At 56.3% G+C, this 25,788-nt stretch carries 23 protein-coding genes and 1 pseudogene; 3 read left to right on the forward strand and 21 right to left on the reverse strand.

Annotated elements, in window-relative coordinates; all coding sequences use genetic code 11:
* Positions 1 to 278: 278 nt before the first annotated feature.
* From tpx to JAO79_RS02825, 4 genes are all read right to left on the reverse strand, one after another.
* Positions 279 to 779 (reverse strand): thiol peroxidase, encoded by a 501-nt coding sequence (tpx, locus tag JAO79_RS02810; protein ID WP_199005628.1) that lies wholly within the window; start codon positions 777 to 779, stop codon positions 279 to 281.
* Between the two features lie 260 nt (positions 780 to 1,039).
* Complete coding sequence (locus JAO79_RS02815) at positions 1,040 to 2,257, reverse strand: Bcr/CflA family multidrug efflux MFS transporter (protein ID WP_199005629.1); 1,218 nt, start codon at positions 2,255 to 2,257, stop codon at positions 1,040 to 1,042.
* Positions 2,258 to 2,568: 311 nt separating this feature from the next.
* Complete coding sequence (locus JAO79_RS02820; RefSeq protein ID WP_199005630.1) at positions 2,569 to 3,480, reverse strand: LysR family transcriptional regulator; 912 nt, start codon at positions 3,478 to 3,480, stop codon at positions 2,569 to 2,571.
* A 68-nt stretch (positions 3,481 to 3,548) separates the two neighbouring features.
* Entirely contained in the window at positions 3,549 to 4,700 is a 1,152-nt protein-coding gene (locus JAO79_RS02825; protein ID WP_199005631.1) for an alpha/beta fold hydrolase, read from the reverse strand.
* Between the two features lie 181 nt (positions 4,701 to 4,881).
* On the opposite strand from JAO79_RS02825, the gene JAO79_RS02830 reads away from it, so the two are divergent.
* Positions 4,882 to 5,775 (forward strand): acyltransferase, encoded by an 894-nt coding sequence (locus JAO79_RS02830; RefSeq protein WP_199005632.1) that lies wholly within the window; start codon positions 4,882 to 4,884, stop codon positions 5,773 to 5,775.
* A 12-nt stretch (positions 5,776 to 5,787) separates the two neighbouring features.
* Here JAO79_RS02830 and JAO79_RS02835 read toward each other — a convergent pair whose 3' ends face one another.
* The 11 genes and pseudogenes from JAO79_RS02835 to folE all read right to left on the reverse strand — a co-directional run bounded on the left by JAO79_RS02835 (position 5,788) and on the right by folE (position 18,627).
* Positions 5,788 to 7,773 carry a ribonuclease R family protein gene (locus tag JAO79_RS02835; RefSeq protein ID WP_199005633.1) on the reverse strand — a complete coding sequence of 662 codons (1,986 nt, stop codon included), beginning with the start codon at positions 7,771 to 7,773 and terminating at the stop codon, positions 5,788 to 5,790.
* A gap of 92 nt (positions 7,774 to 7,865) precedes the next feature.
* Positions 7,866 to 8,315 (reverse strand): DUF411 domain-containing protein, encoded by a 450-nt coding sequence (locus JAO79_RS02840; protein ID WP_199005634.1) that lies wholly within the window; start codon positions 8,313 to 8,315, stop codon positions 7,866 to 7,868.
* Positions 8,316 to 8,435: 120 nt separating this feature from the next.
* The gene (locus JAO79_RS02845) at positions 8,436 to 11,030 is read right to left on the reverse strand and encodes a heavy metal translocating P-type ATPase (RefSeq protein ID WP_199005635.1); all 2,595 of its coding nucleotides are present in this window, start codon (positions 11,028 to 11,030) and stop codon (positions 8,436 to 8,438) included.
* A gap of 3 nt (positions 11,031 to 11,033) precedes the next feature.
* Positions 11,034 to 11,465, reverse strand: a complete 432-nt coding sequence (locus JAO79_RS02850) for a MerR family transcriptional regulator (RefSeq protein ID WP_199005636.1) — start codon at positions 11,463 to 11,465, stop codon at positions 11,034 to 11,036.
* A 236-nt stretch (positions 11,466 to 11,701) separates the two neighbouring features.
* Positions 11,702 to 12,022, reverse strand: coding sequence for a hypothetical protein (locus tag JAO79_RS02855; RefSeq protein ID WP_199005637.1), 321 nt, complete (start codon positions 12,020 to 12,022; stop codon positions 11,702 to 11,704).
* Positions 12,023 to 12,077: 55 nt separating this feature from the next.
* Positions 12,078 to 14,345, reverse strand: coding sequence for an EAL domain-containing protein (locus tag JAO79_RS02860; protein ID WP_320158932.1), 2,268 nt, complete (start codon positions 14,343 to 14,345; stop codon positions 12,078 to 12,080).
* A gap of 67 nt (positions 14,346 to 14,412) precedes the next feature.
* On the reverse strand, positions 14,413 to 15,684 hold the full coding sequence (locus JAO79_RS02865) for an HD-GYP domain-containing protein (protein WP_199005638.1): 1,272 nt from the start codon (positions 15,682 to 15,684) through the stop codon (positions 14,413 to 14,415).
* 48 nt (positions 15,685 to 15,732) lie between these two features.
* Positions 15,733 to 16,155 (reverse strand): CoA-binding protein, encoded by a 423-nt coding sequence (locus JAO79_RS02870; protein ID WP_199005639.1) that lies wholly within the window; start codon positions 16,153 to 16,155, stop codon positions 15,733 to 15,735.
* 31 nt (positions 16,156 to 16,186) lie between these two features.
* Positions 16,187 to 16,903: an enoyl-CoA hydratase/isomerase family protein gene (locus JAO79_RS02875; protein ID WP_199005640.1), complete on the reverse strand. Its 717-nt coding sequence runs from the start codon at positions 16,901 to 16,903 to the stop codon at positions 16,187 to 16,189.
* 151 nt (positions 16,904 to 17,054) lie between these two features.
* Positions 17,055 to 17,876 (reverse strand): annotated as a pseudogene (locus tag JAO79_RS02880) (SDR family oxidoreductase); the annotation flags it as partial.
* A gap of 178 nt (positions 17,877 to 18,054) precedes the next feature.
* A complete protein-coding gene (gene folE / locus JAO79_RS02885) occupies positions 18,055 to 18,627 on the reverse strand; it encodes a GTP cyclohydrolase I FolE (RefSeq protein ID WP_199005642.1) in 573 nt (190 codons plus the stop codon).
* 173 nt (positions 18,628 to 18,800) lie between these two features.
* Between folE and JAO79_RS02890 the strand changes: the two genes are divergently transcribed.
* A complete protein-coding gene (locus JAO79_RS02890; protein WP_227664304.1) occupies positions 18,801 to 19,709 on the forward strand; it encodes an alpha/beta fold hydrolase in 909 nt (302 codons plus the stop codon).
* A gap of 16 nt (positions 19,710 to 19,725) precedes the next feature.
* Here JAO79_RS02890 and JAO79_RS02895 read toward each other — a convergent pair whose 3' ends face one another.
* Positions 19,726 to 20,811: a diguanylate cyclase gene (locus tag JAO79_RS02895; protein ID WP_320158933.1), complete on the reverse strand. Its 1,086-nt coding sequence runs from the start codon at positions 20,809 to 20,811 to the stop codon at positions 19,726 to 19,728.
* A gap of 214 nt (positions 20,812 to 21,025) precedes the next feature.
* Here JAO79_RS02895 and JAO79_RS02900 point away from each other — a divergent pair, with 214 nt between their 5' ends.
* Positions 21,026 to 22,108, forward strand: coding sequence for a patatin-like phospholipase family protein (locus tag JAO79_RS02900; RefSeq protein ID WP_199005643.1), 1,083 nt, complete (start codon positions 21,026 to 21,028; stop codon positions 22,106 to 22,108).
* A gap of 3 nt (positions 22,109 to 22,111) precedes the next feature.
* Here JAO79_RS02900 and JAO79_RS02905 read toward each other — a convergent pair whose 3' ends face one another.
* The 5 genes from JAO79_RS02905 to JAO79_RS02925 all read right to left on the reverse strand — a co-directional run bounded on the left by JAO79_RS02905 (position 22,112) and on the right by JAO79_RS02925 (position 25,788).
* On the reverse strand, positions 22,112 to 23,116 hold the full coding sequence (locus JAO79_RS02905; RefSeq protein ID WP_199005644.1) for a PAS domain-containing protein: 1,005 nt from the start codon (positions 23,114 to 23,116) through the stop codon (positions 22,112 to 22,114).
* An 81-nt stretch (positions 23,117 to 23,197) separates the two neighbouring features.
* Positions 23,198 to 24,010 carry a zinc ABC transporter permease subunit ZnuB gene (gene znuB, locus JAO79_RS02910; RefSeq protein ID WP_199005645.1) on the reverse strand — a complete coding sequence of 271 codons (813 nt, stop codon included), beginning with the start codon at positions 24,008 to 24,010 and terminating at the stop codon, positions 23,198 to 23,200.
* Positions 23,997 to 24,770 (reverse strand): zinc ABC transporter ATP-binding protein ZnuC, encoded by a 774-nt coding sequence (gene znuC, locus JAO79_RS02915; RefSeq protein WP_199005646.1) that lies wholly within the window; start codon positions 24,768 to 24,770, stop codon positions 23,997 to 23,999. Before znuC ends, znuB begins: the two co-directional genes overlap by 14 nt.
* Positions 24,763 to 25,254 (reverse strand): Fur family transcriptional regulator, encoded by a 492-nt coding sequence (locus tag JAO79_RS02920; RefSeq protein ID WP_199005647.1) that lies wholly within the window; start codon positions 25,252 to 25,254, stop codon positions 24,763 to 24,765. Before JAO79_RS02920 ends, znuC begins: the two co-directional genes overlap by 8 nt.
* A gap of 72 nt (positions 25,255 to 25,326) precedes the next feature.
* A complete protein-coding gene (locus tag JAO79_RS02925) occupies positions 25,327 to 25,788 on the reverse strand; it encodes a chemotaxis protein CheW (protein WP_199005648.1) in 462 nt (153 codons plus the stop codon).

A 25,788-nucleotide genomic window follows, 5' to 3' on the forward strand; every position in this document is an offset into this window, starting at 1 on the left:
GCACGTTGGTTTTGGGGCCTTCGGTTGGGTGTTTGGCGCAGATTCTAACAGGTCATGAGGTTGGTGCATGCCATTAGGCTAGGTCGCTTTAGCTAATGGAGTATGCAGCCATGCGGGGAGGGCCTTCCAAAAAACGCTCCTTCGGCCCATCCTTGGGGCGCTTCTGCTCCGCCATCCCTGGCTGCGCACATTTTTGGAAGGCCCTCCCCGCACGGCTGCTTCGGCACCGGAGTAGGTTGCCCCGGTGCACGAGCTAGATTGCAGGTGTTCTCAAGCGATTAAAGAACTTTTAGAGCCGCTTCGTAATCTGGCTCGTTTTTGATTTCACTGACCAGTTCGCTGTGGATAACTTTGTCGTTTTCGTCCAGAACCACAACCGCACGGGCGCACAAACCGGCCAGCGGGCCATTTTGGATGCCTACGCCGTAGTCTTGCTGGAAGCTGTAGTTGCGGAAGGTTGAGAGGGTTTCAACGTTGTTCAGGCCTTCTGCGCCGCAGAAGCGTGAGGCTGCGAAGGGTAGGTCGGCGGAGACGACCAGTACGACGGTGTTGTCGAGGTTGCTGGCTTTTTCGTTGAATTTACGGGTGCTGGCGGCGCATACGCCGGTGTCGATGCTGGGGATGATGTTCAGGATTTTGCGTTTGCCAGCCCAGTTGTCGAGTTTGACTTCTTCCAGACCGCTGGTAGTCAGGGTAAATGGGGCGGCGTTGTCGCCCTCTTTGGGGAAGGTGCCGCTAAGTTCGATCGGGTTTCCGTCCAGAGTTACGTTGGTTGGCATGTGTTGCTCCCTTTTTGGTTTTGAGTTCGTGTACTTACCCTGTTTAGCTTAAATCGGATGAGTTTTCATCTTTGTCAGCTTTGATGCATCCGTTTTGGGGGTAGCATGGTTGGGTGAGGCTTTCCAAAAACCGCTCCTTCGGCACGTCCATGTGACGCTTCTGCTCCGCCATCCATGGCTGCGCACATTTTTGGAAAGCCTCACCCAACCATGCATTAGGCCTTGGTGCCGGGCATTTGAGAACTAAACCTTAGAAGGGGTTATGAATTGGCACTCTGCGCTTCAAAGTCTTGCGCCGGGTAACGCTGTACAAGAAACAGGTAGGCGAACAGGGCCAGTGCCGCGCAGGCGGTGATGATGGTGGCCATGACCAAGGGTGTGCCGTCGTGGAGGTGGCCGACCAGGGCCCCAGCGGCGGCGGCTGCGGCCATTTGGGTGAAGCCTAGTAAGGCTGAGGCGGAGCCGGCCATTTTCGGGAAATTGGCCAGCGCTCCAGCCATGCTCTGGGGCAGGATCATGCCTAGTGAGGCCATAACGGCGGCTTGCGGCAGTACCACGGCCCATGGGCTATAGAACTGGCTATAGGCCAGTGCTGTCATGATGGCTCCGGAGGCAAGGCCGCCCAATAAGCCATAGCGCAGGATTTGATCGGGCGTGTACCGGCTTGCCAAGCGAATCGAGGCGATGTTGCCGATCAGGTAGCCAGCGGCCGTTACGGCGTTGTATAGGCCGAAGTGTTCGGGGGCTACGCCAAGTACATCAATCAGCACGAAGGCAGAGCCCGACAGGTAAGCGAACAGGCCGCCATAGACGGCTGCGCTGGTGAGGGCGTAGCCGATGAACGTGGGGTCGGTGCTGACAAAGCGGTAATTGCGCAAGAGGCTGCACATCCGGAACGGCTGGCGGTTTTCCGGCCGTAGTGGCTCTGGGATGCCAAAGGCGATGACGGCCACCATGATCAGGGCATAGGCGGCCATGACGATGAAGATCCAGTGCCAGTCAAAGATCGCGACGATGAAACCACCCAAGGTGGGTGCTATGGCGGGCGCTAGCGCCATCATGCCGGCCAGCATGGCGAGGATTTTTGTGGCGTCTCGGGGGGTATACACGTCTCTGACAATGGCACGGGCAAGAACCGGCCCTGCGGAGCCGCCCAAGGCTTGCAGAAAGCGGAATAGCTGCAACGTTTCGATGTTTGTGGCCAGCGCACAGCCAATACTCGCCAGAGCGAACAAAAGCATGCCGCCTATCATGATAGGTTTGCGCCCGAACCGGTCGGCCAATGGCCCGCAGATTAATTGTGCTAAGGCAAAGCCGCCGATGTAAATGCTCAGTGTTAACTGAACTTGCGCGGTGTTCGCACCAAAGTCGCTGCCGATTTGCGGAAATGCAGGCAAATACATGTCGATGGCCATAGGCGCGAGGGCGACGGCAGCGGCCAGTAATACAGTTGTCCAGATACTTGTCAGTGCGAGCATTACGATTTTGACGCCACGTTGATGGTTGCGAGGCGAGTGTGGGGGTGTCCTTCCAAAAATGTGCGCAGCCATGGATGGCGGAGCAGAAGCGCCACAGGGGTTCAGCCGAGCGCATATGAAGCAAAGCTTCATGCGAAAGCTGAACGACCGCAATCTGTGATTGCGGGCCGGACCCCGCAGGGGGGCCGAAGGAGCGGTTTTTGGAAGGACACCCCCACACTCGCCGTCTGCTGAGGTGATGAAGTCTAGGGGGCGAAGACAGAAAAAATAACGCTCAGATTTTCATTTAATATATGAATGAAATCGATTGATTAGTCGTTCAAACCATTCATGGTGGCCGCGACCGAGTTTACCTGGTTGCGAAGCCAGCGGTGGGCGGGGTCGGTTTGGTGGCGGCGGTGCCAGAGCATCAGCAGGGTGAAGGGATTGTATTCGAACGGCAGTGGCACGTAAGCGAAGTCTCGCATCAACTGGGAACTCATGCGTTCGGGGGCGGAGGCCAGCATGTTGGTGCCTCGCAATAGCTCGGGCAGGCCGGAGAAATTAGACACGGTTACCATGCTCCGGCGCTGAACGCCGCGGGTATCCAGCGTGCTGTCCAGGCCGGGCTTTTCACCGGCGGAGAACAGCACGGTGATGTGATCAGCTTTCATGTAATCGTCCATGCCAACAGGGGCTTCGCGCATGTTCTGGTCGTAGAACACCACAATGCGATCGGCCATCAAGCCCCGTTGCATGATGTCGGTGGCCTCGGGGGCGTGGGGGCTGATGACCAGATCACAGGCTTCTTTTCTGAGCATGTCGGGATTGGGAATGCCCGAAGGAATCACCTGCAAATGAATGCCCGGTGCCTGTTCGCGCAGGATCTTCACCAATCCCGGTAGCAGCAGGTCCCGCTGGTAGTCGTTGGCGGCAATGGTGAAGGTGAACTCGGCGGTGGCCGGGTCAAAAGGTGGGCCCGAGGGCAGAGTGCGAAGGTCGTCCAGCAAGTGGCGGATATGGGGACCGGTACGCAGCGCGTATTCGGTGGGGACAATGCCTCGCCCGGATTTCACGAACAGCGGGTCGCCGAACGCCAGGCGCAGGCGGTCCAGGGTGTGGCTGACGGCAGATTGGCTGACGCCTAAGCGAACGGCTGCTTTCGAGACGCTGCTTTCGTCCAGCACGGCAATGAAGGTGGCCAGCGATCGAAGATCGAGATTTAATATATCAACGGATTTCATCGATTGGAGTTTAGGGCAGGGTGCCCGGATTGTCACGGTGCACCCTTAAGCCAAACTCCGCGAATGACTCAATCCGAACGTGCGGCCAGCCAGTCGGCCAATTCAAGCCAACTGGCTTTTGGTGCTTTGCTACCGGCCAGGATGCCCATGTGCCCGCCAGGTGTGACCTTGAAGGTTTTATCCACAGAACTGACGTGATCCATGATGCGTTTGGCTGCGCCCGGGGTTGCCAGCGTATCGCTTTCGCCTGCGATGGCTAACAGGTTGGCGTTTACGTTCTCTAAACGCGCAAAGTCGTCGCCAATCTGTATTTGCCCTTTTGCCAGTTGGTTATCAATCCAGACCCGAACCAGGGTGTCCTGAATAACACCGCCCGGGTAGGCCACCATTTTGTCCAGAAACGCCGAAGTGGTGGCGTGGTTAGTAACAAATTCGCGGTCGCCCAAACGCACCAATAATTCCCAATAACCCATAGCGCTGCCAATCGGATTAGAGAGTTTGAAGCCAATGGTGTTGGCCCAGCCGGGAGTGTGGAACCAGTGGGGTTTGACCTTGTGGATATGAAAGCCTGTGCGCCGGTACACCGCTCCGGATATATCGGCGAGGCGCTGGTACATCAAACCGAGAACGCCAGAGGCGTGGCTGTCGATCGGCAGGCCAACCACGATGGCGTTGCGAATGTGCTGGTCCTGGCTGAGTGCTGAATAAAACATGGTGAACATACCGCCCATGCTCCAGCCGTGCAGCGATAGTTCTTGTTCGCCACTGTGATCCCGCACACGGTTCAGGTATTCAGGCAGCAGTTCGGCAACGTAGGTGTGCATGTTGTAGTGGGTGTGCTCGCGCTGAGGAATACCCCAGTCGATTAAATACACCTCAAAGCCCTTGGCGCGAAGGAAACGCACCAGACTGCGGGCCGGGAACAGGTCGTAGATCAGCATGTTCACCGCCAGCGGGGGAATGATCACGATGGGTGTCTTGTGCGCGGTACGCTCGACGGGGATGGACATGCCGTCAATCTCAATCAGCTCGTCTTCCAGAGGCGGGTAATAGCGCAGGCTGACGAGCCCATTGGTGTGCAGTGTTTCGAACGGTGTCTGCCCGGCCTGCACCAGACTGGCGGCTTTAAATACGCGATCGAAGGCGTTGCCGGCATAGTGCCGGCTTTTTTGGGATAGGTCAGATGCCGTGTGGACGGCTCGCTTCAGTGGCTTAAACATAGGTGTTTCCGTAGAGCGCTAGAGTCAGAATGCAGCCAGCGTATGGCTGAATCCGTATTCAGTCCATGGCGAAACTGTCATTGAGAGTCGGCGAAAGGGTCACGTTCCGCCACTGCCCAAGGCCGCCGCGGATTGCTATGATGGCGCATCTTTTGGCGACAACAATCAAAACAGGACCACCATGCTCAGTTTTCTGCCTGCTCCCGTTATCGGTGTGATCAACTCCGTTCTGCTAGCCATCAATACGGTTTTCTGGTGTGTGCTGCTGTATATCCCGGCACTGCTCAAACTGGTCGTTCCTCACCAAGGTTTCCGGGTGCTGTGTACCAAGCTGATTATCTGGATTTCCGAATCCTGGGTGGCGTGTAACACCGGCTGGATGAAACTGACTCAAAGCACCCGTTGGCAGGTGAACGGCGCGGATAATCTGAAACGGGAAAGCTGGTATCTGGTGCTGAGTAACCACCAGAGCTGGGTGGACATTTTCGCCATGCAGCGGGTATTCAATCGTCGGGCACCGTTTCTGAAGTTTTTCCTGAAACAGCAGTTGATCTGGGTGCCAGTGATAGGTTTGGCCTGGTGGGGGCTCGACTTCCCGTTTATGAAGCGGTACACACGAGAATATTTGATCAAGCATCCGGAAAAACGCGGTGAGGATTTGAAGGCCACTCGCAAGGCTTGCGAGAAATTCCGCTACACGCCGGTCAGCGTAATGAATTTTGTGGAAGGTACCCGCTTCACCAAGGCCAAGCACGACAAACAGAATTCTCCCTATCAGCACTTACTGGTGCCCAAAGCGGGCGGTGCGGCGTTTGTGCTGGATGCGATGGGGGATTCCATCGAAACGTTGGTAGACGTCACCATTGCTTACCCGAAAGGCGCACCCAGCTTTTGGGATTTCCTGTGCGGCAAGGTGCCTGAGATCCGAATGGATATTCGAACCCAGAATATTCCGGAGCACCTGAACGGGCGGGACTACACCAACGATGCCGAGCATCGCCAGAACATGAAAAATTGGTTGGGTGAGATCTGGAAGGCGAAAGACGCCCGCCTGACCCAAATGCTGGAGAAGTAAAACGGGGCGGTATTAACCGCCCTCGTTGTTTTGGCCGGTGGTGATTTCCTCGGCCTTGACCAGTTTGAAGTTGATCTGCCTGCGCTCGTCGTCCACACCGACAAAGCTGACGGTGACACGCTGCTCGATCTGAAAGATGCGTCCGTTTTTGTTGTGCACCAGGCGCAATGTGATCGGATCAAAGCTGAACTTGCCGTCCAGATCCCGGCAGCTGACAAAACCTTCCAGGCCGTTGCAATCCAGGCGCACGAAGAAACCAGCCGGCACGGTGCGGCTGATGGTGCCTTCCATGGGTTCATCCGTGAGCGTCTTGGCAAAGTCGGCTTTCAGCCAGGTTTCCAGTGAGTTAGCCGCTTGGCGTGCCTTGAACTGGGTGGCCTGCAGCGTTTCGAGCTGATCTTTGTTCAGCGCGGTGATGGGCGCATCCCACAAAGCCGCTTTGATCAGCCGGTGCACGTAGTAATCCGAAAACTTGCGCAGCGGCGAGGTGAAGGTGGTGTAAGCCGCCAGACCCATACCTTGGTGCGGTGCAGGCGCTTCGCTGAGTTCGGCGCGGGCCAGCTGGCGCGACAAAATGGATTTCACCGGTACTTCCGCGTCCAGCTGCTCGCATTCTTTCATCAAGGTTTTGAAACCGTCGGCGCTACTGGCGTCGATGTCGGCCAGATGCGGTGCATAGCCCTCCAGCAGTTTGCGGATGTTGTCGGCCCGGTCGTCCCTTAGGCCCGGATGCTGGATGAACAATCCCTTGCCCTGGTGGCTCAGGAAGTCAGCGGCACAACGATTGGCGGCCACCATGCACTCTTCCACCAAGCGGTGGGCTTCGTTCTGCACCGATGGTTCAATCAGGCGGATACGGCGATTTTCATCCAGTCGCAGGCGGAATTCCGGTCGATCACTGCTCAGCAGTGCGTGTTCCGAGCGCCATTTGCGCAGGGCAGTGGCAACCTGATGCAGTTGATCCAGACTGTTGCTGACGTCGTCTGGCAAGGCGTTGATTTCTTCGTCCTCACGGCCTTCGATCAGGTGGGCAACCAGTTCATAGCTGAGTTTGCCTTTGGAGCGAATCACCGCTTGATGAAAACTGTATTCACCAAGGCTGCCGTCGTTGTTTACCTGCAGATCACACACCAGAGCCAGGCGAGGAACATCCGGCATCAGCGAGCACAAGCGTGTGCTGATGCTGTCTGGCAGCATGGGCAAGGGCTCACCGGGAAAATAGATCGCGGTGGCGCGATGGAAGGCTTCCTGCTCGGCCGGGCTGTTGGGCTCGATCAAGGCCGAGGGGTCGGCAATGGCGATCGAGAGAGTCCAGCCAGTGGCGTTCGGCGTTGCCTTGAGCGCATCGTCCATGTCCTGGGTGCCCGGGCTGTCGATGGTGACATAAGGCTCGTCGGTACGGTCTTCCCGGGTATTGGCAGCGGCGGTGATGCTGTCTTCTGACAGCTTGTCAGCCTGTTGCTGGACGTTGTCGGGCCAGGAGTCGGCAAGATCGAAGTTGGCCAAGGTGAAGGCACGTTCTATACCCGGCTCGCCCGCTTTACCGATAATGCGCAAAACCTTGGCCTGACCTTTGCCGTCTTTGATCGGGTGGCGGTGGATCTGGCAATACACAAAGTCGTCGGGTTCGGCGCCCATGCGCTCTTTCGGCGGAATAAAAATCCAGCGATTGATGCCCGGGGTTTCGGGGGCTACGAAGTGGCCTTTGCCTTTGACCAGATACCGGCCCACAAAGGTGTTCAGGTTGGATGCGAGAAGCTCGTCGATAACACCCTGGGTTTTGCCTTTGTCGGCTTCTTGCTCAACAACGTTGACCCGATCGCCCGGTAGGACTTTCTGCATCTCCTCGGGGGGCAGGAACACATCCCGGCCTTCATCGAGGGCAACGAACCCGAAACGCCCGTTGGTGGACTTGACCGTTCCGGGGAAGACCACCTTGTTTTCTTTGATATCGGTTTTCAGCTGGCGCAACTGATTGAGAGCGTCGGCATTGAGCATGAAGAAGTAACCTGGGCTTAAAATGAATGATGCTGCGAAGTATAACGGTTCTGTTTGTGTGAGTCAGATTTGTCGGCGCAGCATCGGTTCAATTAATTGTGTTCAGCGAATACCCGGGTTTGACCTTGTTCGTTGAACAGAATCACCTTGTAGTGGTCCTTTCGATCACCCATTTCCATTCCGGGTGAACCCACCGGCATGCCCGGAACGCTCAACCCGGTGGCCTTGGGAGCTTCACTGAGCAAACGCTTGATGTCGTCGGCCGGCACGTGGCCTTCGATCACGTAGTCGTTAACGATGGCGGTGTGGCAGCTGCCCAGTCCGGGAATCAAACCGGCTTCGGCTTTGATTCTGCCCATGTCGTTGCTGTTGGTGGCGGTCACGTCAAAACCGTTTTCTTCGAGATGGTCTATCCAATCACCGCAGCAGCCGCAGGTCGGTGATTTGTACACGTGAACGCTTGGGGCCCCGCCGCCGGCTAGGGCGGTAGTTGAAAATCCGAGAGCGGCCATCAGGCCGAAGGCCAGAGTGTGTTTTTTCATGGTGGTTACCTCAGTGATGATGTTGGTTATCTGTGGAGTTTTTGTCTGAACCGGGCAGCCAGAACCACCACACAATGGCGGCCATCAGCGCGAAACCGCCGATATTGACCAATAAAGTCGTCATTCGTTCGCCTCCTTGTGCTGAGCGGGTTGTTGGCTGGTTTTGAACAAACGCAAGCGGTTGGCGTTGGACACGACGGTCACGGACGACAACGACATGGCTGCGCCTGCCAGAATCGGGCTCATCAGAATGCCCCAGATCGGATACAGCAAGCCTGCCGCCACGGGAATACCCAGCGTGTTGTAGACAAAGGCGCCAAACAGGTTCTGCCGAATGTTGGCGACCGTGGCCTGAGAAATCTCGATGGCATCGGGTACGCCGTGCAAGGAACCGCGCATCAGGGTGATGGACGCGCTTTCGATGGCCACGTCGGTGCCGGTGCCGATGGCAAAGCCGACATCGGAAGCGGCCAGAGCCGGTGCGTCGTTGATACCGTCACCGACCATGGCCACGGTATAACCCTGTTTGCGCATCTCGTTCACCACGTCGGCTTTGTCTTCCGGCAGCACCTCGGCGCGGAAATCGTCGATGCCGGCGGCGTCAGAGATAGCGCGGGCGGTGGCCTCGATATCGCCGGTCACCATCATCACTTTGATGCCGGAGTCGTGCAGGCGTTCAATGGCTGCTTTGGAATCGGGTTTGATGGCATCGGCAACTCCGATCACGCCGAGCACGTCATTGCCAAGCGCCAGATACAGCGGCGTGCCGGCGTTGTCGGTGATGTCTTTCGCAGCCTCAGCCAGGCTATCCACAGATAAGCCTTCGGCTTCCAGCCAGCGCCGGTTGCCCAAGCGCAGGGTTTGGCCATTGGCTTGCCCGAGCACCCCTTTGCCATTCAAGGACTCAAAGCCGGATACCGTTTCAGGGGTAATGCCTTGGTCTTTGGCTTTGGCCACAATGGCATCCGCCAAAGGGTGTTCCGAGTGCTGTTCCAGCCCTGCGGCCAGTGCCAGCAGTTTGTCTTCATCGCTGTCGAGCGCGTGGATTCGGGTCACCGCCGGATGGCCTTCGGTGATGGTGCCGGTTTTATCCAGAATCACCAGATCAATCTTGCCGGCGGTTTGCAGGGCATCGCCCTGGCGAATCAGAATGCCGTATTCCGCGGCTTTACCGACGCCCACCATCACCGACATCGGTGTTGCCAAACCGAGTGCACAGGGGCAGGCGATGATCAGCACCGTAGTGGCCGCTACCATCATGTGCACCACCGCGGGCTCCGGCCCGACGTTGTACCAAACCAGCGCTGCTGCCACCGCGATCAACATGACCGAGGGCACGAACACCGCTGAAATCCTGTCTGCCAGCCGGCCAATCGCCGGTTTAGAGCCCTGAGCCTTCTTCACCAGCTTAATGATTTGCGCCAGCGCGGTTTCACTGCCCACCCGCGTGGCTTCATAAATAATGGATCCGTGGGTGTTTAACGTGCCGGCGGACACCTCATCGCCTTCGACTTTGCTGGCGGGCATGGGTTCACCGGTGAGCATGCTTTCGTCAATGCGGGTAGAACCTTCAACAATCACGCCGTCCACCGGCAACTTCTCACCGGGCCGAACCCGAATGCGGTCACCTTGCTGAACGTCTTCTACCGGAATGTCCTGCTCGTTGCCGTCACGAATCACCCGAGCGGTTTTCGCCCGCAGATCCAGCAACCGCCGCACCGCTTCCGAGGTTTTACCTTTGGCACGCAGTTCCAAAGCCTGCCCCAGATTGATCAAACCAATAATCATCGCCGACGCTTCAAAATACACATGCCGCGCCATCTCCGGCAGCGCCTCGGGAATGCTCACCACCACCATGGAATACAGCCACGCTGTACCGGTACCCAGCGCGATGAGCGTATCCATATTGGCGTTGTGATGCTTGAACGCCTTCCAGGCTCCGGTATAAAAATGCCCGCCGGTCGCAATCATCACGCCCAACGTCAGGATGCCGAGATTGAGCCAGGTGATCTGGTTGTCGTCGGACACCGTCATCGAGCCAAAGCCCATGCCCCAAACCATCAGGGCAATACCCAGCCCCAAACTGATGGCCATCTTGACCAGCAAGGTTTGATACTGCTTTTTGTCTTCCGCTTGCTTGCGATCGTCGGCGGCGTCTTCATCCTCGATCTCACTGGCCCCGTAACCCGCACTCTCAATGGCCTGAATCAAACGGGCGGAATCCGCAGCACCAGTGGCGGTTGCGGTATTGTCGGCGAGATTCATGTGGGCATGAGAAACCCCGGGCACCGACAACAGCGCCTTCTCAATGGTGCTCACGCAGGACGCACAAGTAGCCCCCGTCACCGCCAGAAGCACCCGTTCGCCGCTGGAAGCCTCGGCTGATGCGGCTTGAGCATCACCTTTGGGCTCGGTTTGCTCTGACTGAACTGACGACTCTTCAGAGGCGTCACTCTTCTTCGACGCACAACAGCCCGACGAGGGTTCCTCAGCTGCGATTGGCTCCGCCGGATACCCGGTATCCGACACAATCTTCGCAGCCTCGGCTTTATCGACACTCTCGGGCAGCGCAACCGTTTGCGCCTCCAGATCGACCTCAACCAGATCGGTATCTCCGGTCAACGGCTCCAGGGCGTTACGAATTTTCTTCACGCAACCCTGACAGGAGGCTCCGGAAATACTCAGAGCGGTACTCAAACCAGATGCTTCGCTCATAACTCAATGCTCCTTACCTGGACAAGTCGCAGGATCGTCCCAATGCTCAATCAACCGACAAATCGTATGCCCGTCCGGCGTACCATCCGGCATCTCCTGCCACGCCGACAACGCCGACACCATCCGGGTGCGCAACTGCTGCAACTCGGCAATCTCCCGCTCCACTTCCGCCAACCGCTGCTCAAACACATCCCGAACCATCGGGCATGGGGAATGATGTTCGTCTGCCTGCCCTAAAATCTGCCGAATCTCCGGCAACGAAAAACCCAACTGCCGAGCCTTCCGGGCAAATCGCAACCGCCGCAGATCCTCGGCATCGTAGTACTGATAATTGTTGTCCGGATTACGACTGGGCCGCAGCAAACCTTCCCGGGTATAAAACCGAACCGTATCCGGGGTGACATCGGCCGCGGTGGCGAGTTCTTTGACTTTCATAGGCGGCACCCAATGAATAATGACCAGCCGGATTCATCAGAATCCACGAATCAAGTCAGCGGAGTGCTGGTGCGGGGTAAGTGCTTCCGAAAATGTTCGGAGCCATGGATGGCGGAGACAAGCGTACACGGACGTACTTGCAGCGGTTTTCGGAAGCACTTACCCCGTGCCAGCACGGAAAACACGCTACTTGGAGGATAGACTAGAACCTATGACCAACTCACAGGTCAAAGGTTTCAGGAAGAAGAGTTTTTAGAACGCAGAAAAACACCGCAAGACTTACACTGATCCGGCGCCATTAACTTGGCCTGCCAGCCAATTTTCGTCCCACACGCCGGACAAGACAGCCGCAACTGCAACACAATGATCGGAATCACCAGCACCACCAGAAGCACCCCAAGGCCGCCCCAGTCCTCACCCGACGAAATCCCCAACTGACTGCTGAACACCAGCACCAGAATTAACGCAAAAAACGCAAAAACGAAATAGTTGCGGTTCCAGCGCTCCCAGCGGCGCAGCTTGGCATCCTGCTCCGACGATAAATACCTGGCAGACATACACATCACACCCAAAGAAAGACAGGCCGCAAAGTTTGCAGCGCATCAGCATTAATTACAATGCAGAAGCGATCTGCTGACCGGTAAACAAAGAATCTTCCCGAATCGCCTTCTCCAGCTCAGATCCGGGAACCGGACGACTGATCAAATACCCTTGCGCCAGATTGCACCGGTGGGCCTGCAGGAAATGCAGCTGATCTTCCGTCTCTACACCCTCAGCCACTACCTGAATACCCAGATTATGGGCCAGATTGATCACCGCCCGGGTAATCACCGCATCGTCATGGCGCTCCGTCACATTGGTAATAAACGAGCGGTCAATCTTCAGCAAATCCACCGGGAAATCCCGCAAGTAGCCCAACGACGAATAACCGACGCCGAAGTCATCGATAGCCAAACGTGTGCCAAGCTGGTGCAGCTGCGTGAGCTGACTGCGATTCTGGGCGATGTTCTGAATGAAAATTTCTTCCGTTAATTCCAGCTCAAGCATGTGCGGGGCAATATTTTCAGCCGCCAGCGTATCCCGCACGTGGTCAACCAGAGTGGCATCCTCCAACTCCCGGCCGGATAAATTCACCGCAATGCGAAGGTGTTCGCAGGCGGTGCCTTTCCAGCGTGCAAGCTGCCGGCAGGCCGCCAGCACCACCCATCGGCCGATCTCGGTAATGCGCCCGCTTTCTTCCGCCAACGGAATAAATTCAACGGGCGACAGCAGGCCGCGCGTTGGGTGCTGCCAGCGAATGAGGGCTTCCACGTTATTGATTTCACCCGTGTCGAGATTCAGCTGGGGCTGGAAATGCAGCACGAATTCATCGTTCGCCAAGGCCTCGCTGAGATCCTTGTCCAGCTCCAGGCGCATCATCTCTTTCTCTTGCATACCTTCGGTATAGAACTGATAGGTATTACGGCCCTGATCCTTGGCCCGGTACAGGGCAATATCCGCATTGCGAAGCAGAGTGTCGGCATCGTGGCCACTCTGGGGATACACCGCAACGCCCATGGTGGCGGTGATCTGCTGCACCTGCCCCAAGGCCTCGAAAGGCTCGGCAAAGCACTGTTTAATCTCGCCAATCAGATGGATGACATCGTCTATGTCGCCCATCTGTTGTTGGCAAATCATAAACTCGTCGCCACCTGAGTAGGCCACCAGAACGGTTTCGCTGCTGAGGCCGTTCAGTCTTTCGGCAACCTTGATTAACAGCTCATCACCGAACTGGTGGCCAAGGGTATCGTTAAGTACTTGAAAGCGGTCAAGGTCAATCATCACCAATGCCACTTGGCGTAACTGGCGTTCGGCAATGTTCAGGGTGTGAGACAGGTCTTCCATGAAAAAACGCCGGTTGGCCAGACCGGTCAAGGTATCGGTGGATTCCAACCGCTCCAGATCGACCTGCACCGCGACACGTTCGTCGACTTGCCGCTCCAGTTCAAGCCGTGTTCGAAGCAGGGAGTGCGTGCGTTTGGATGTGACCTGCCCCAGCAGTATGGTGAGGCTGGCCAGAATGCCCATTAAAATCAGGCTAATAAAGGTGATGCGTGGCCACTGGCTGCGCTGACTCTCGACCCAGTCGTGGGTGGGGCTAAGGGCAAGACGCCAATCCAGTAAAGGGATATCGACGGGCATGGTTGCGCGAAAGGCGGTGTTGATATTGCCTGATGTGTTCAGGGCGTAGCTGAGGTTATTGCCGTTCAGTATTTCAACCTGGAACTGGTCGATTATTCGCCGGGTCAACAGTTGTTCGGCCAACACCTGCATTTTGAAGACACCGGCAATAAACCCATTATTTTCCGCACCTTGACCGACAGGATGGTAGGTGACAATACCTTTTGGCCCTTGGCGCAGATCAATAATGCCGGAGATATCCGGTTGTCCGGTGGCGGCTGAGTGTTCCAAAGCTTGGCGGCGTTGTTCATTGAAGGCTACGTTGTAACCGAGAACTGCTTGGTTTTCGCCGGCGGGTTCCAGCCAGCGAATGACAAACTCTTTATCAATCCACTCAATGGCCTGATAGATGCCGAAGTCGTTGAGGTAGGTGTTGGCATCGGATTGCCAAATCTGTTTGTTGGCGTAAGCGCCGTTTTTCATGCGCTCGGCCATCCGGCCCAAGGCACCCGCCTGAATGGCAAATTCCCGTTCCAGATTGTTGGCCAGAGCGTGGGCTTCGTCAGTCAGATTTGCCCGAATCTGTTCGGTGTCCTTTTGAATCAGGCCAGACCGAAGCGCCCAAGCTAACGCGAAAAAAACCAAAAAGACAACGGCCGCGAAAAACGGACTCTTAAGGACGCGGGTTACAAACGGCATGGTGCGTTGTGCTGGGGTCACGCTCTGCTCCGAGTTTACCTTGACGTATTACTAGGGGTAACGGCAGAGTCCTTTCTATCGTGAATCGCTAGTTGTGAATTCGCTCGTTTATTGTTATTCCGAATGCACCGTCGGCCAGTGGATTACGAATCTCACGAACTTCCCCATCTTCTGTTGTCTGTACGCTCAGGTCAAGAACATAGGGTGTCATTCTGTGTTTGTTTTTATCCAGCACAATTTCAACTTTGGGTTTGAGCTTGCGCCCCGGGTGGGTGCTGACCACCCAGGCGACTTCACCGGTGTTGAGCTCGACAAGGGTGCCCGGCGGATAGATACCGATCATCCGTATGAACGATTCGACCAAGTCGGCATCAAATTGCTGGCCGCGATTCTGATAGAGAATTTTAAGCGCCTCGGCCGGTGATCGCCCGTTCCGATAGCAGCGGTCGCTGGTAATCGCATCGTAAGTATCGACGATGGAAATCAATCGGGCAAAGCGGCTGATCTGGGATTCTGGCAGGTGTGTCGGGTAGCCTTTGCCGTCCACCCGTTCGTGATGGTGCAGCGTCACGTCGCGGATAATGGGCTCCAGGCTTTCATCCTGCTTGAGCAACTCGAAGCCGTGAGTGGTGTGGGACTGCATGATGACGTATTCGTCCGGCGTCAGCGGGCCGGGTTTGTTCAGGATGGCGCCGGGCACCTTGAGCTTGCCCAGATCGTGCAGCAGACCGCACATGCCGGCGGTTTCGATATCTTCATCCGGCATGCCCAGAAAACGGGCGAACGCGATGGCGTAAACGGCCACCCGCAGACAATGCTCGGCGGTGTAGGCATCCCGGTTTTTGATCCGCCCCATCCAGAGCATGGCGCTGGCGTTGGCCTTGACGCTGTCAACGCACGACCGGATCAGAGTACGCGCTTCGCCGAGTTCCAGGGTGTCGTTCTGAATAATATCGACGGTGATCTTGTCGACAAAGGCCTGAGTCTGGCGCCAGGTTTCTTTCGCCCGCGGAAACTCCTGTTCCAGGGTACGGGTTTCCTTCATCGGTTCGGTGGTTTTCTGGCGCAGCTGGGGAATTTTGCTTAGTACCGGGGCCAGCTTGGTTTCTTCATCTTCTACAACAACCCACGAGCAATATTGGCGCAGTACTTTCGCTTCGTCGGGCGTGGATAGGGTGAACCCCTGAAACAGAACGGGTACATCGTTCCACGGCCGATCGAGTTGTACGACTCGCATACCGAGCTTGAGTAAGTCGACAGGAATGCGCGCCCTGTGCAAAAACGTCTCTGCACGGGCACCGGCATGTTCTGGCTTGTTCGGGGGCGCTTGCCCGTTCCCTGGATGATCTTTGAACGACATAGACCAGCTCATTTATCCTAAAGTCTTTTCAGAATAGGGCAGGTCCGTTTATCTGGCAATGTTGAGTCTGGGAATTTCCCGTTTCGGGCAGCGGTCCATAACCACTGTTAAGCCAGCCCGTTCGGCCCTTGCGGCACCAGCTTCGTTGATGACGCCGATTTGCAGCCAAAGTACGGGAATCTTCTGTGCAATAGTCTGGTCGATGATCGCATCGGTACGTTCGGGCGCCAGAAAAAGTTCTGCCATATCGACCGGCTCGGGAATCGATGCAAGGTCAGCGTAAACCGTTTCTCCGAGTACTTGCTTACCTTCAAGCCGCGGGTTGACCGGGATAATCCGGTAGCCCTGGTTCTGCAGATACTCCATGACTTCGTGGGCTGGCCGGCTGGTTTTCTCGCTGGCACCTACCAAAGCGATGGTGTGGACACTGGTTAGAATGTCGCGAAGGTCTTGATCGTTTTCAACGGGCAAAAGGGTTCTCCTTGAAATCGCGATGGCGTGGTTACAAAAGAATGTCCAGCGCCTCAATGAGTGGCGGGTTCTTGGCCGCCAGGGCGTCGAGCACGGGTTTGTGCAAACGCCTTTTGTGCTCGGCAAAAATGGCACGGCCCTTTTTGAAGGTTTGCGCAAACTCTAACGCGCCATCGTTCAAGGCTTCAACCGAATCGAACGTTCTGTCTATAAACCTGGCGTCGGCCAGAGTATCCGCCGTCACGCGCCGACCGGTCAGCATCATTTCGTTAAAAGTGTGCCGAGGCATCGCTTTCAGGATCACATCGATCAGGCCGGGCAGGAACGGGATGTTCATATCAACCTCCGGAAAGCACACGTAGCCACGGTCGCTGCGCATGTAACGGAAATCGCAGGCAGCTGCAATGACGATCCCGTTGCCAAAGGTGTGGCCGTTGATGGCTGCGATAATGGGAATCGGGTACTGCAGCATGGTGTGGTAAGTTTCATCCATGGTGGATAGGAAGGTTTTGACGTCTTCTTGGTTGCCATTTTGAATGCTGCTCATTAGCCAACTGACATCAATGCCCTGACTCCAGTTTTTTTCATCACTTGACGCCAGAATCAGCGCTTTATAAGACTTGTCGTTAGAAACATGGTTGAGCAGAGCCAGCAATTGCTGGGAAAAGGCGAGGTTATTGGCATTTTTGCCATTGTCCATAGAAATAATCGCAACTTTGCCATCGTTGCGTAGGCTCAGTAAGGGCATAGCTAGAAACTCCGATATACCATAACTCTCTACGGCAGCCACAGAGGGGCAACGCGGCTCTGTGACCGTCGATTTCCGATGGTTGCTATTCTTCTCCGGAGAAGCCCGCCAGTGGGGGAACTGCGTTATGGGCGTAAGCGTCTGGAGCTTGGACAAATAAATCTGGCATCAAGTCCGGTTTATTACTCGCCGGGTTGGCACGGTATTGTTCGAAGTCTTCTACGCCTTGGGTGCGCAGGAAGTCTTCGTCAATCAGCAGTTGGCCGGTGATTTCACGGTTCTCGGTTTTCAGCAAAGCGAAAGCGGCATCGGCCATGATCTTGGGAGTGCGAGACCGGTCGAACGATTGCTTGCCGCCGAAAGCCGTGGCGGCGGTGTGAATGACGGTGCGAGGCCAAAGGGCGTTGACCGCAATGCCGTAGCGTTTGAACTCGTCTGACATGCCCAATGTCAGCATCGACATACCGTATTTTGTCAGGGTGTAGGGAGCGTGGTTCCGCATCCAGCGACGGTCTAGGTCCAAAGGAGGTGAAAAGCTCAGGATGTGACCGTTTTCAGATTTTTTTAGATGCGGTAAAGCCTTTTGGCTGAGTAGAAATACCGCACGGAAGTTAATCTGCATCATTAAGTCGAGCTTTTTTAGTGGCGTTGATTCAACACCGGACAACGCGATGGCACCTGCATTGTTGATGATGGCGTCAATACCACCAAATGTCTCAGCGGTTTGAGCAATCAAATTGTCGACGTCTTCCTCGCTGCGCACGTCCACTTTAACGGCCAGGCTTTGGCCGCCCGCTTCCTGAACTTCTTTGGCTACGGAGTGAATGGTGCCTTCAAGTGTTGGGTGGGGCTGATCTGATTTCGCCGCGATGACGACGTTGGCGCCTTCCGTTGCACAAACTCGCGCAACTTCACGACCAATGCCACGGCTAGCGCCGGTGATGATGATGGTTTTATCTTTTAGTGAACGCATGACGACTCCGGAACGGTGAATGCTCGCTAGTACGCAGCGCACCTCCGGATAGGCGGACAAATTTGTGAGCGGCTATCGGGGGTGAGCTGTTATTCGCGGATACCGGTCTATCGTGTCGTAGCCGTGGCTGTTTTTCAGCAGCTAAAAACGCCAACATCAGTAGGTGAATGTGCCAAATTTATCCGCGGTTGTTCGAAATCAAGGTGAGGAACTCGCTACGGGTCGCTTGTGATTTGCGGAATTGACCCAGCATCATGGAGGTTTTCATGCGGCTGTTTTGCTTTTCGACACCGCGCATCATCATGCACATGTGCTGTGCTTCGATCACGACACCGACCCCTTTCGCGCCGGTTACGCTTTCAACGGCTTCGGCAATTTGTCGGGTCAGGTTTTCCTGAATCTGAAGGCGGCGGGCGTACATGTCCACGATGCGCGCAAACTTGGACAGCCCCAGTACTTTGCCCTGCGGCAAGTAAGCGATGTGGCATTTGCCGATGAACGGAAGCATGTGGTGCTCACACATGCTATAGAGCTCGATGTCCTGGACCACCACCATTTCATCCATGGCCGACTCGAACACTGCGTTATTAACAAGGCTCTGCAGGTCCTGTTGATAGCCGCGCGTTAAAAATTGCATGGCTTTAGCAGCACGGGCTGGGGTGTCGATCAGGCCTTCGCGGCTGGGGTTTTCACCCAGGCCTTCCAGAATTGCGTGGTAATGGCCGGTGAGATCATCAAGAGGTTGAGACATAGTGGTTCCCGATAGTGTGCCTGTCAAAGTGTGAAGCTTAAGGCAAATCGCGCTTCACCTCCATGATTTAGGCTGTTTGGCGGCCTTTATCCGAAGGGGGCGCCCGGTGAAGGTGGCCAGTAGTTGTGGTTTGCACTAAAGTTGTCTGTTCACAGGGTGTGTCGAGGCAAATCATGGGACAGATTATGTCTGGGGCGATGGCAGGAACGTATGAGGTGGCTGCCACGCTGGAGGCTTGGCAACAAGCAGGAAAATGGTTCAGCTATGGTGGCCACGCGGTGTTCAGCCGAATGGCAGGGCAGGGTGAGCCTTTGGTTCTGCTGCACGGATTCCCCTCTGCCAGCTGGGACTGGAGTCGTCTTTGGCCGATGCTTTCCCGTCACTATAAAGTGCTGGCGCTGGACATGTTGGGCTTTGGCTTTTCCGATAAGCCGCAGAACTATCGTTACAGCATCGAAGACCAGGCAGATCTGGTTCAGGGCTGGCTGGAGGGGCTGGGGTTGCCGGAGGTGCACCTGATGGCGCACGACTATGGCACCTCGGTGGTCCAGGAACTGCTGGCCAGAGATCAGGAAGGTACGCTGGGATTTCGGATCAGCAGCGTATGTTTGTTGAATGGTGGCCTGTTTCCCGAAGTGCACTCCCCCTTATTCATTCAGAAAATCCTGAAGAGTCCGCTGGGTGGGTTGATCAGCCGGGGGCTAACAAAAGCGACCTTTGAACGGAGTTTCCGGCGGTTGTTCAGCCCAGATGGTCAGCCGGATGCTGACGATTTGTCGGATTTCTGGCACCTGCTGAACTACAACAACGGGCGCGGGATTCTGCACGGGCTGATCCAGTTTATGGAAGAACGCCGATGCCACCGCAACCGGTGGGTGGGTGCATTGCAGCAGGCAAAGCAACCCATGCGACTCATTTCGGGGATGGCGGATCCGGTTTCCGGGGCAGCTATGGTCAGACGTTACCGCGAGCTGGTGCCGTCTGCGGATGTGGTCAGCCTGAGGCGTGTGGGCCATTACCCGCATTTCGAGAAGCCGTGGGATGTGTTTACGGCCTACCGGGAGTTCAGAAAAACCGTTTAATATCGGAACCGGCGGATCACGCCACTTCGCCGCCTTTGCTGATTGGCGGCGAGGGCTCTTCATCGACCCTTGCTGGTACCACTGCGTGGGGCTTCGGTGCGTTTACAATCTGATTTCGACCTTGGTGCTTGGCGGTATACAAAGCCTGATCGGCCCGGTTGAGCCAGATTGACCAGGTTTCACCCTGGCTGACCTCCGCTACGCCGGCGCTGGCGGTCACCCGGATGTCCTCCAGAAAGGGGGTGGCGCTGATGCTGCTTAATAACTGATGGGCCAGGCTGTCTGCATCTTTCTGGCGGGTTTCTGGCAGCACGATCATGAATTCTTCACCGCCAATGCGAAACAGTTGATCGTTCTCTCTGAGCCGCTTCCGAATGCGCAGAGCGAGTTCTTTCAGTACCTTGTCGCCCGCCAGATGGCCCCATTGGTCGTTAATCACCTTGAAGTAGTCGAGATCCACCAGTACCAGGCTTGAAACCCGTTCGTAGCGCTCGCGCATCTGGATCTGGCTATTCAGAATATCCGCGAGTTGAGAGCGGTTCAGGCAGCCGGTTAGCGGGTCAGTGGTGGCCAGTTTGGTCAGTTCCTGTTGCATGCGCCCTACCAGCCAGGCGAATACCATGGCAAAGATGCAGCTCAAGCCCAGTGAAAAGGTGATGCGCCAGAAGTCAGCTTCTGAAAATTTCAGAAACGACGTTACCGCCATGACGGCGACAAACAGGATGTTGAAAGCGCTGGCTTCTTTGATCGGGAGCAGGAAAAACAGCGCGATGGCGGCTGGATAGGCCCAGTAGAGGCCGGAGTGCCCATTGATGGCGGTGGAGTAAGCGGCCGAGACCACGGCCAGAATGGGAAACAACCAGCCTTTCAGAAAATACCGTCCGGTCAGTCTCAGGCAGCCGATGACGAGCACCGCATTGGCGCAGAAAAGCGCCAGAAAAGCGGCGAGCAAGTGATTGCCATGCTGCCACTGAATCAAAATCAGCGGAGCCACGGCGATTAACGCCCAGAAATGCAGGTGGTAAACCAATTGCCGCCGGAAACCCAAAACCGCAAGATTAGGGTTAGATTGCATCGTATCTGGCGAGGTCAGAAGATTCACAGCTCGGCTCCGGCTGACAATTCACGGCACGCACCCTGTGCCATCGTTGGTTAGAGTCTAGCATGGCATTTTTTCCGAAAAAGTCGAAATTTGACCGGTCCCGTGTGAATATCGCCGGTTCATGCACAATACCAATGGGTGCCATGAATTTTGTTCAGTTGGCTGGCCCCCTGAGCCTTCGTTAAACTCCAGCCAGCTATTGAGAGGATATTGAATGACTGCAGTTCATACCCGTGCCCCGGCACTCACGATCCGCGCTGGCCGCCGAGCTTTGGAGCGGCTGCGACAGAAATCATTGGAAGCTTCCGATGTGCATGTCATTCCGGGTGCCGCCGGAGGCCCGAAGGCGCTGGGCATCAGTGGTCTGGACAAGGCCATATTTGGAGAATGGCTGGCGGATGCCGAACAGGAAATTGCGCTGATTGGCTCATCAATCGGGAGCTGGCGTTTCGCCGCTGTGGCGTCCTCGGATAACCCTCGCGCGCAATTGAGCAAGTTGGCAGAGCTCTACACTCAGCAACGTTTCAGCAAAGGTGTCAGTGCAGAGGAAGTCAGCCGTAAAAGTGTCGCGTTTTTGCGGGAGCTGCTGGGGGGCCGGGAAGATTATCTGCTGGCCCATCCGGTCTATCGCCTGAGTGTTGTGGTGGTCCGGAGCCTGGGGTTGCTTCAGCACGATTCGAAAGGGCGCTTGAGTATGGGGCTGATGAGCGCCATCAGCGCCAATATGCTCAGCCGTCGCCATCTTGGCCGCTTTATGGAACGTGGCTTCGTGCACGATGCCCGGCAAAAGACGCCGATCTCCACCCACGCCGAGTTCCCGCGCCACGAAGTTGCACTCAGCCCGGACAATTTGCTGTCAGCCTTATTGGCTTCGGCGTCGATCCCGATGGTGATGTCTGCTGTGCATAACATTCCGGGCGCGCCAGCCGGGGTGTACCGGGACGGAGGGCTGCTGGATTATCATCTTGATCTGCCCTACGAGCAGCCCGGCATTGTGCTGTACCCCCACTTTACCGACCGGGTTGTGCCGGGTTGGTTTGACAAGACGCTGCCCTGGCGCAAAGGCGATGCGACTCGCCTGCAGGATGTCCTGTTGGTGTCGCCGTCCCGAGACTATCTGGACGCCTTGCCGGATCGCAAACTACCGGATCGTAAGGATTTCGAGAAGTACCTCGGGGACGATGCCGGGCGGGAAAAATCCTGGCGCAGGGCAATTGCCGAGAGCGACCGGCTGGGGGATGAGTTTTTGGAGTTGCTTGCGACCGGACGGCTTCTGGAGCGGGTTCAGCCTCTGTAATGCCTAATCCGGCTCCTGAACTTTTATCTGTGCGCTGAGCCGGAATCCTGCGATGCCTCTTACCGGATCGGTGACCGCTTTCAAACGAAGGGTGACCGGCACAGAGTGCCCGGAATGCGGGCCTGCCAGCGCGAGGTCGGTCTGTATGATCTCTTGCTCAACGCGGGCCGCTTCAAGGGTTTCAGCAAAACGCTGCTGATCGGACTGTGCGATAAGTTCCTGAAAGGGCAGTTGGTCCAAATCCGACGGTGCTTGCCTGAAAATATCGGCGGCCAAGGCCGAGACGTAGGCAATTTGCCCTTGATCGTCCAACTCGGCAATCAGGTTGCCCGACAGATTGATCAGATCCCGTGATCGACTCTCGCTGTCGTTGAGGGCTTGTCTTAGAACGAGTTTTTCAACGTTCAGGTTGGCGATTTTCTGTTTTTGGATTTTCAGTTCTTTTTGCTGCCGCCAGGTTTGCTTGCGTTGTTTTTGATTGCGCCAGCACAGGTAAAGCGACAGCACAAAAGCCAGCAAAGAAAGAGCCACCCCACCGACAAGAATCAGCCAGCGGGATTGTTGGGCGGGAACCGAGAGTAACTGGGCATCGGGCAGTGTGGTCACCATGGAGCGATTGCCATCGACATTCAGTTCGCTGCGCAGAGCGTGGCGTTTCATCGGCGAGTGAACAGAACCCAGTTCCAGTAACGGTTTTTTGGTGTGTCGGTCCAAGGTATCAATGCGCAGGCGCAGGTGCTGAGGCATGGCTTTGGCCAGTGGGACTTTCAGCAGGGAAACGTCGTTACCGTGCCGATATAGCTGATCAAGCACCATGAGAACCAATGCCCGGTGTTGCTGCTGATAGTGTTGGTAGGCAAGGGCTTCGGCCTGGGCCCCAACCCGTTGGGCGACCGATATGCTGAGTGTGCTTCCCACCAGCAGGATAACCACAGGAACCCATAAGCCTGGCCATAGAGCCCTGCGGATTTTTGAACCTAGTGTCGTGCTGTCCGGGCTGCTGCCCATGCCAGGACCCTCCCTCAGGCTTTCCGTTGGTCAGCCAATCCACCATAGACCAGTCTGCGCCATCCGGAAAGCCAGAGGAATTCAATAACGGGTCTTGCGCGCGCCTCCGTAGACCAGCAAAAACGCTAAAAAGGCAGTGACGACAACCGATGGTCCGGCCGGGGTGTCTAAGTGCCAGGACAAGGTCAGGCCACCGGAAACGGCGATAAACCCAAACACAATGGCCAGACCCAGCATGTGTTCCGGTGTTTTAGCCAGCCGGCGGGCGGTGGCGGCGGGAATGATCAGCAACGCGGTAATCAGGAGTACACCAACGATCTTCATCGCCACGGCAATCACCAGGGCGAACATCAGCATCAGCGCCAGACGCAGCCGCTCTACCGGAACGCCTTCCACCCGTGCGAGTTCTTCGTGGATGGTACTCATCAATAACTGGCGCCACAGCAACGCCAACAGGGTCAGTACCACAGCGGCGCCGCCGTATATCCAGAACAGATCCTGGCGGCTCATCGCCAGTAAGTCACCGAACAGCAAGCCGGTGAGATCAACCCGGATATCCGGCATAAAACTGAGTGTCACCAGACCGATGGCCAGTGCGCTATGAGCCAGAATACCCAGCAAGGTATCCGTAGCCAGAGCCCGGGTACGGGATAACAGCACCAACGCGAGCGCAATGAGCAAGCAGGTGATAATCACGCCGAGGTTGAGCGGAATGCTGATCAGAAAACTCAAGGCAATGCCGAGCAGGGCTGAGTGGGCCAGGGTATCTCCGAAGTAGGCCAAACGCCGCCAGACCACAAAGCAGCCGAGCGGACCGGCTACCAGAGCAACCCCGAGCCCACCGAGCAAGGCGCGCCAGAAAAAATCACCCAGGATCAGATCAATGATGTTCATGGGCGCAGGCTCCGTGAGGTTCGCTTCCGGTGACGACATCGCCGTGCAGGTCGTGGCTGTGATTGTGCCGGTGGTGGTAAACCGCCAGTGATTCCGCAACCTGATGACCGAAGGTTTCGATGAAGGCCGGGTCGTGGGAAATGTCTGCCGGATGTCCGCTGCAGCAAATGTGCTGGTTCAGACAGATAACCTGATCCGTGGCGGCCATCACCAGATGCAGATCGTGCGAGATCATGATCACGCCACAGTGCAGTTCGTCTCTGAGTTCCCGGATCAATTCATACAAAGCGGCCTGGCCATTGATATCCACCCCTTGCGCGGGTTCGTCGAGCACCAGTAGGTCCGGCTGTCGGGCGAGAGCGCGCGCCAATAACAAACGCTGTTTCTCGCCGCCGGACAGGTGATGTACCGAGGCGTTCAGAAGGTGGCCCACGCCGGTACGTTTTAAGGCCGCTTCACAGGCCGTCAGTGGCCGCCCGCTCAGCAGCATGAAGCGTTTTACGCTTAACGGCAGCGTCGCTTCGAGAGAGAGATGCTGGGGCACGTATCCGATCACCAGATCCGGTGCCAAGGATACCTGACCACTGGATGCTTTCTGAATGCCCAGTATGGTTTTGATCAGGGTGGTCTTTCCGGCACCGTTGGGACCGATGATGGTGATGATATCGCCACGGCCAACCGCAAGATTGACGTGGTCAACCACGATCCGTTCATCAAAGCGCACCGTGAGCTGATTCAGCTGTACCAGGTGATTAGGCATGGGTGGTGCTTCCCTGACAGGTGGGGCACAAACCGGAAATTTCCAGTGTAATGTCTTCAACCTGAAACGCTTCCGCCAGCGCTGCAGACTCGATCGCTTGGGTAACGGAGTTTTCGGCCAACTCCAGAACAATGCCGCATTCGCGACAAATCAGAAAAGTGCTGCGGTGATGCTCGCCGGCATGGGCGCAACCGACGAAGGCATTCAGCGAGGAAATGCGATGCACCAGGCCGTATTGCAGGAGAAAATCCAATGCCCGATACACGGTGGGCGGTGCGGCGTTGTGCCCTTCGGCCCCAAGCTGGGCCAGTATGTCGTAAGCACCCAAGGGCTTGTGTGACTGCCAGATCAGCTCGAGTACCCGTTCCCGAATGGGGGTCAGGCGGGCATTTTGCTCACGGCAAATCGCTTGTGCGTCCGTCAGAGCTTGGCTGACGCAGGCTTGATGATTGTGAGGGCGGTACGGAAGCGCGCGCTCTGGCATGGGGAGGCTCCTGCAAAGTTTGCAACATTATAACATTTGCAGCCTGTCCCGCTATGGGGGCACCCCGTAACGTCAGGGGGTGGCGGTTACTGCCAGAGATTCCAGATACTCCAGGTTCGGAATCCAGGCGGCTTCGCCTTCCACCTCAACCTGCATAAGATCAGCTGGGCCGGGTTGCGCGTCCACTTTCTTGATCTCGGATTCGGTCAGACGGGTTTGGCTGGGAATACCTTGCGTGACAAGGGCCATGAACGGCAATTGGCCGTGGTTGGGGCCAATGGTGTTGACCACAATGATACGACCCCGGTTGCCACCGGGCACCACCAGTTCGTTGCCGTTGGCCGCGTCATAGGAAATCACGGGCAGATTCAGGCCGCGCCAGTCGATGAAACCAATCAGCCAATCGGGGGTGCCCCGGTCCGTTTTCGTGTTGTTTAAATCAACAACCTCTGCGATGGAAACGTTCGGTAGCAGCAATTGCCGGTCGCTGACCGGCACCATAACGCAGGATAGGGATTGGCTGTTTTCATTCAT

This window comes from Marinobacter litoralis (assembly GCF_016427555.1).
Classification (GTDB): Bacteria; Pseudomonadota; Gammaproteobacteria; order Pseudomonadales; family Oleiphilaceae; genus Marinobacter; species Marinobacter litoralis_A.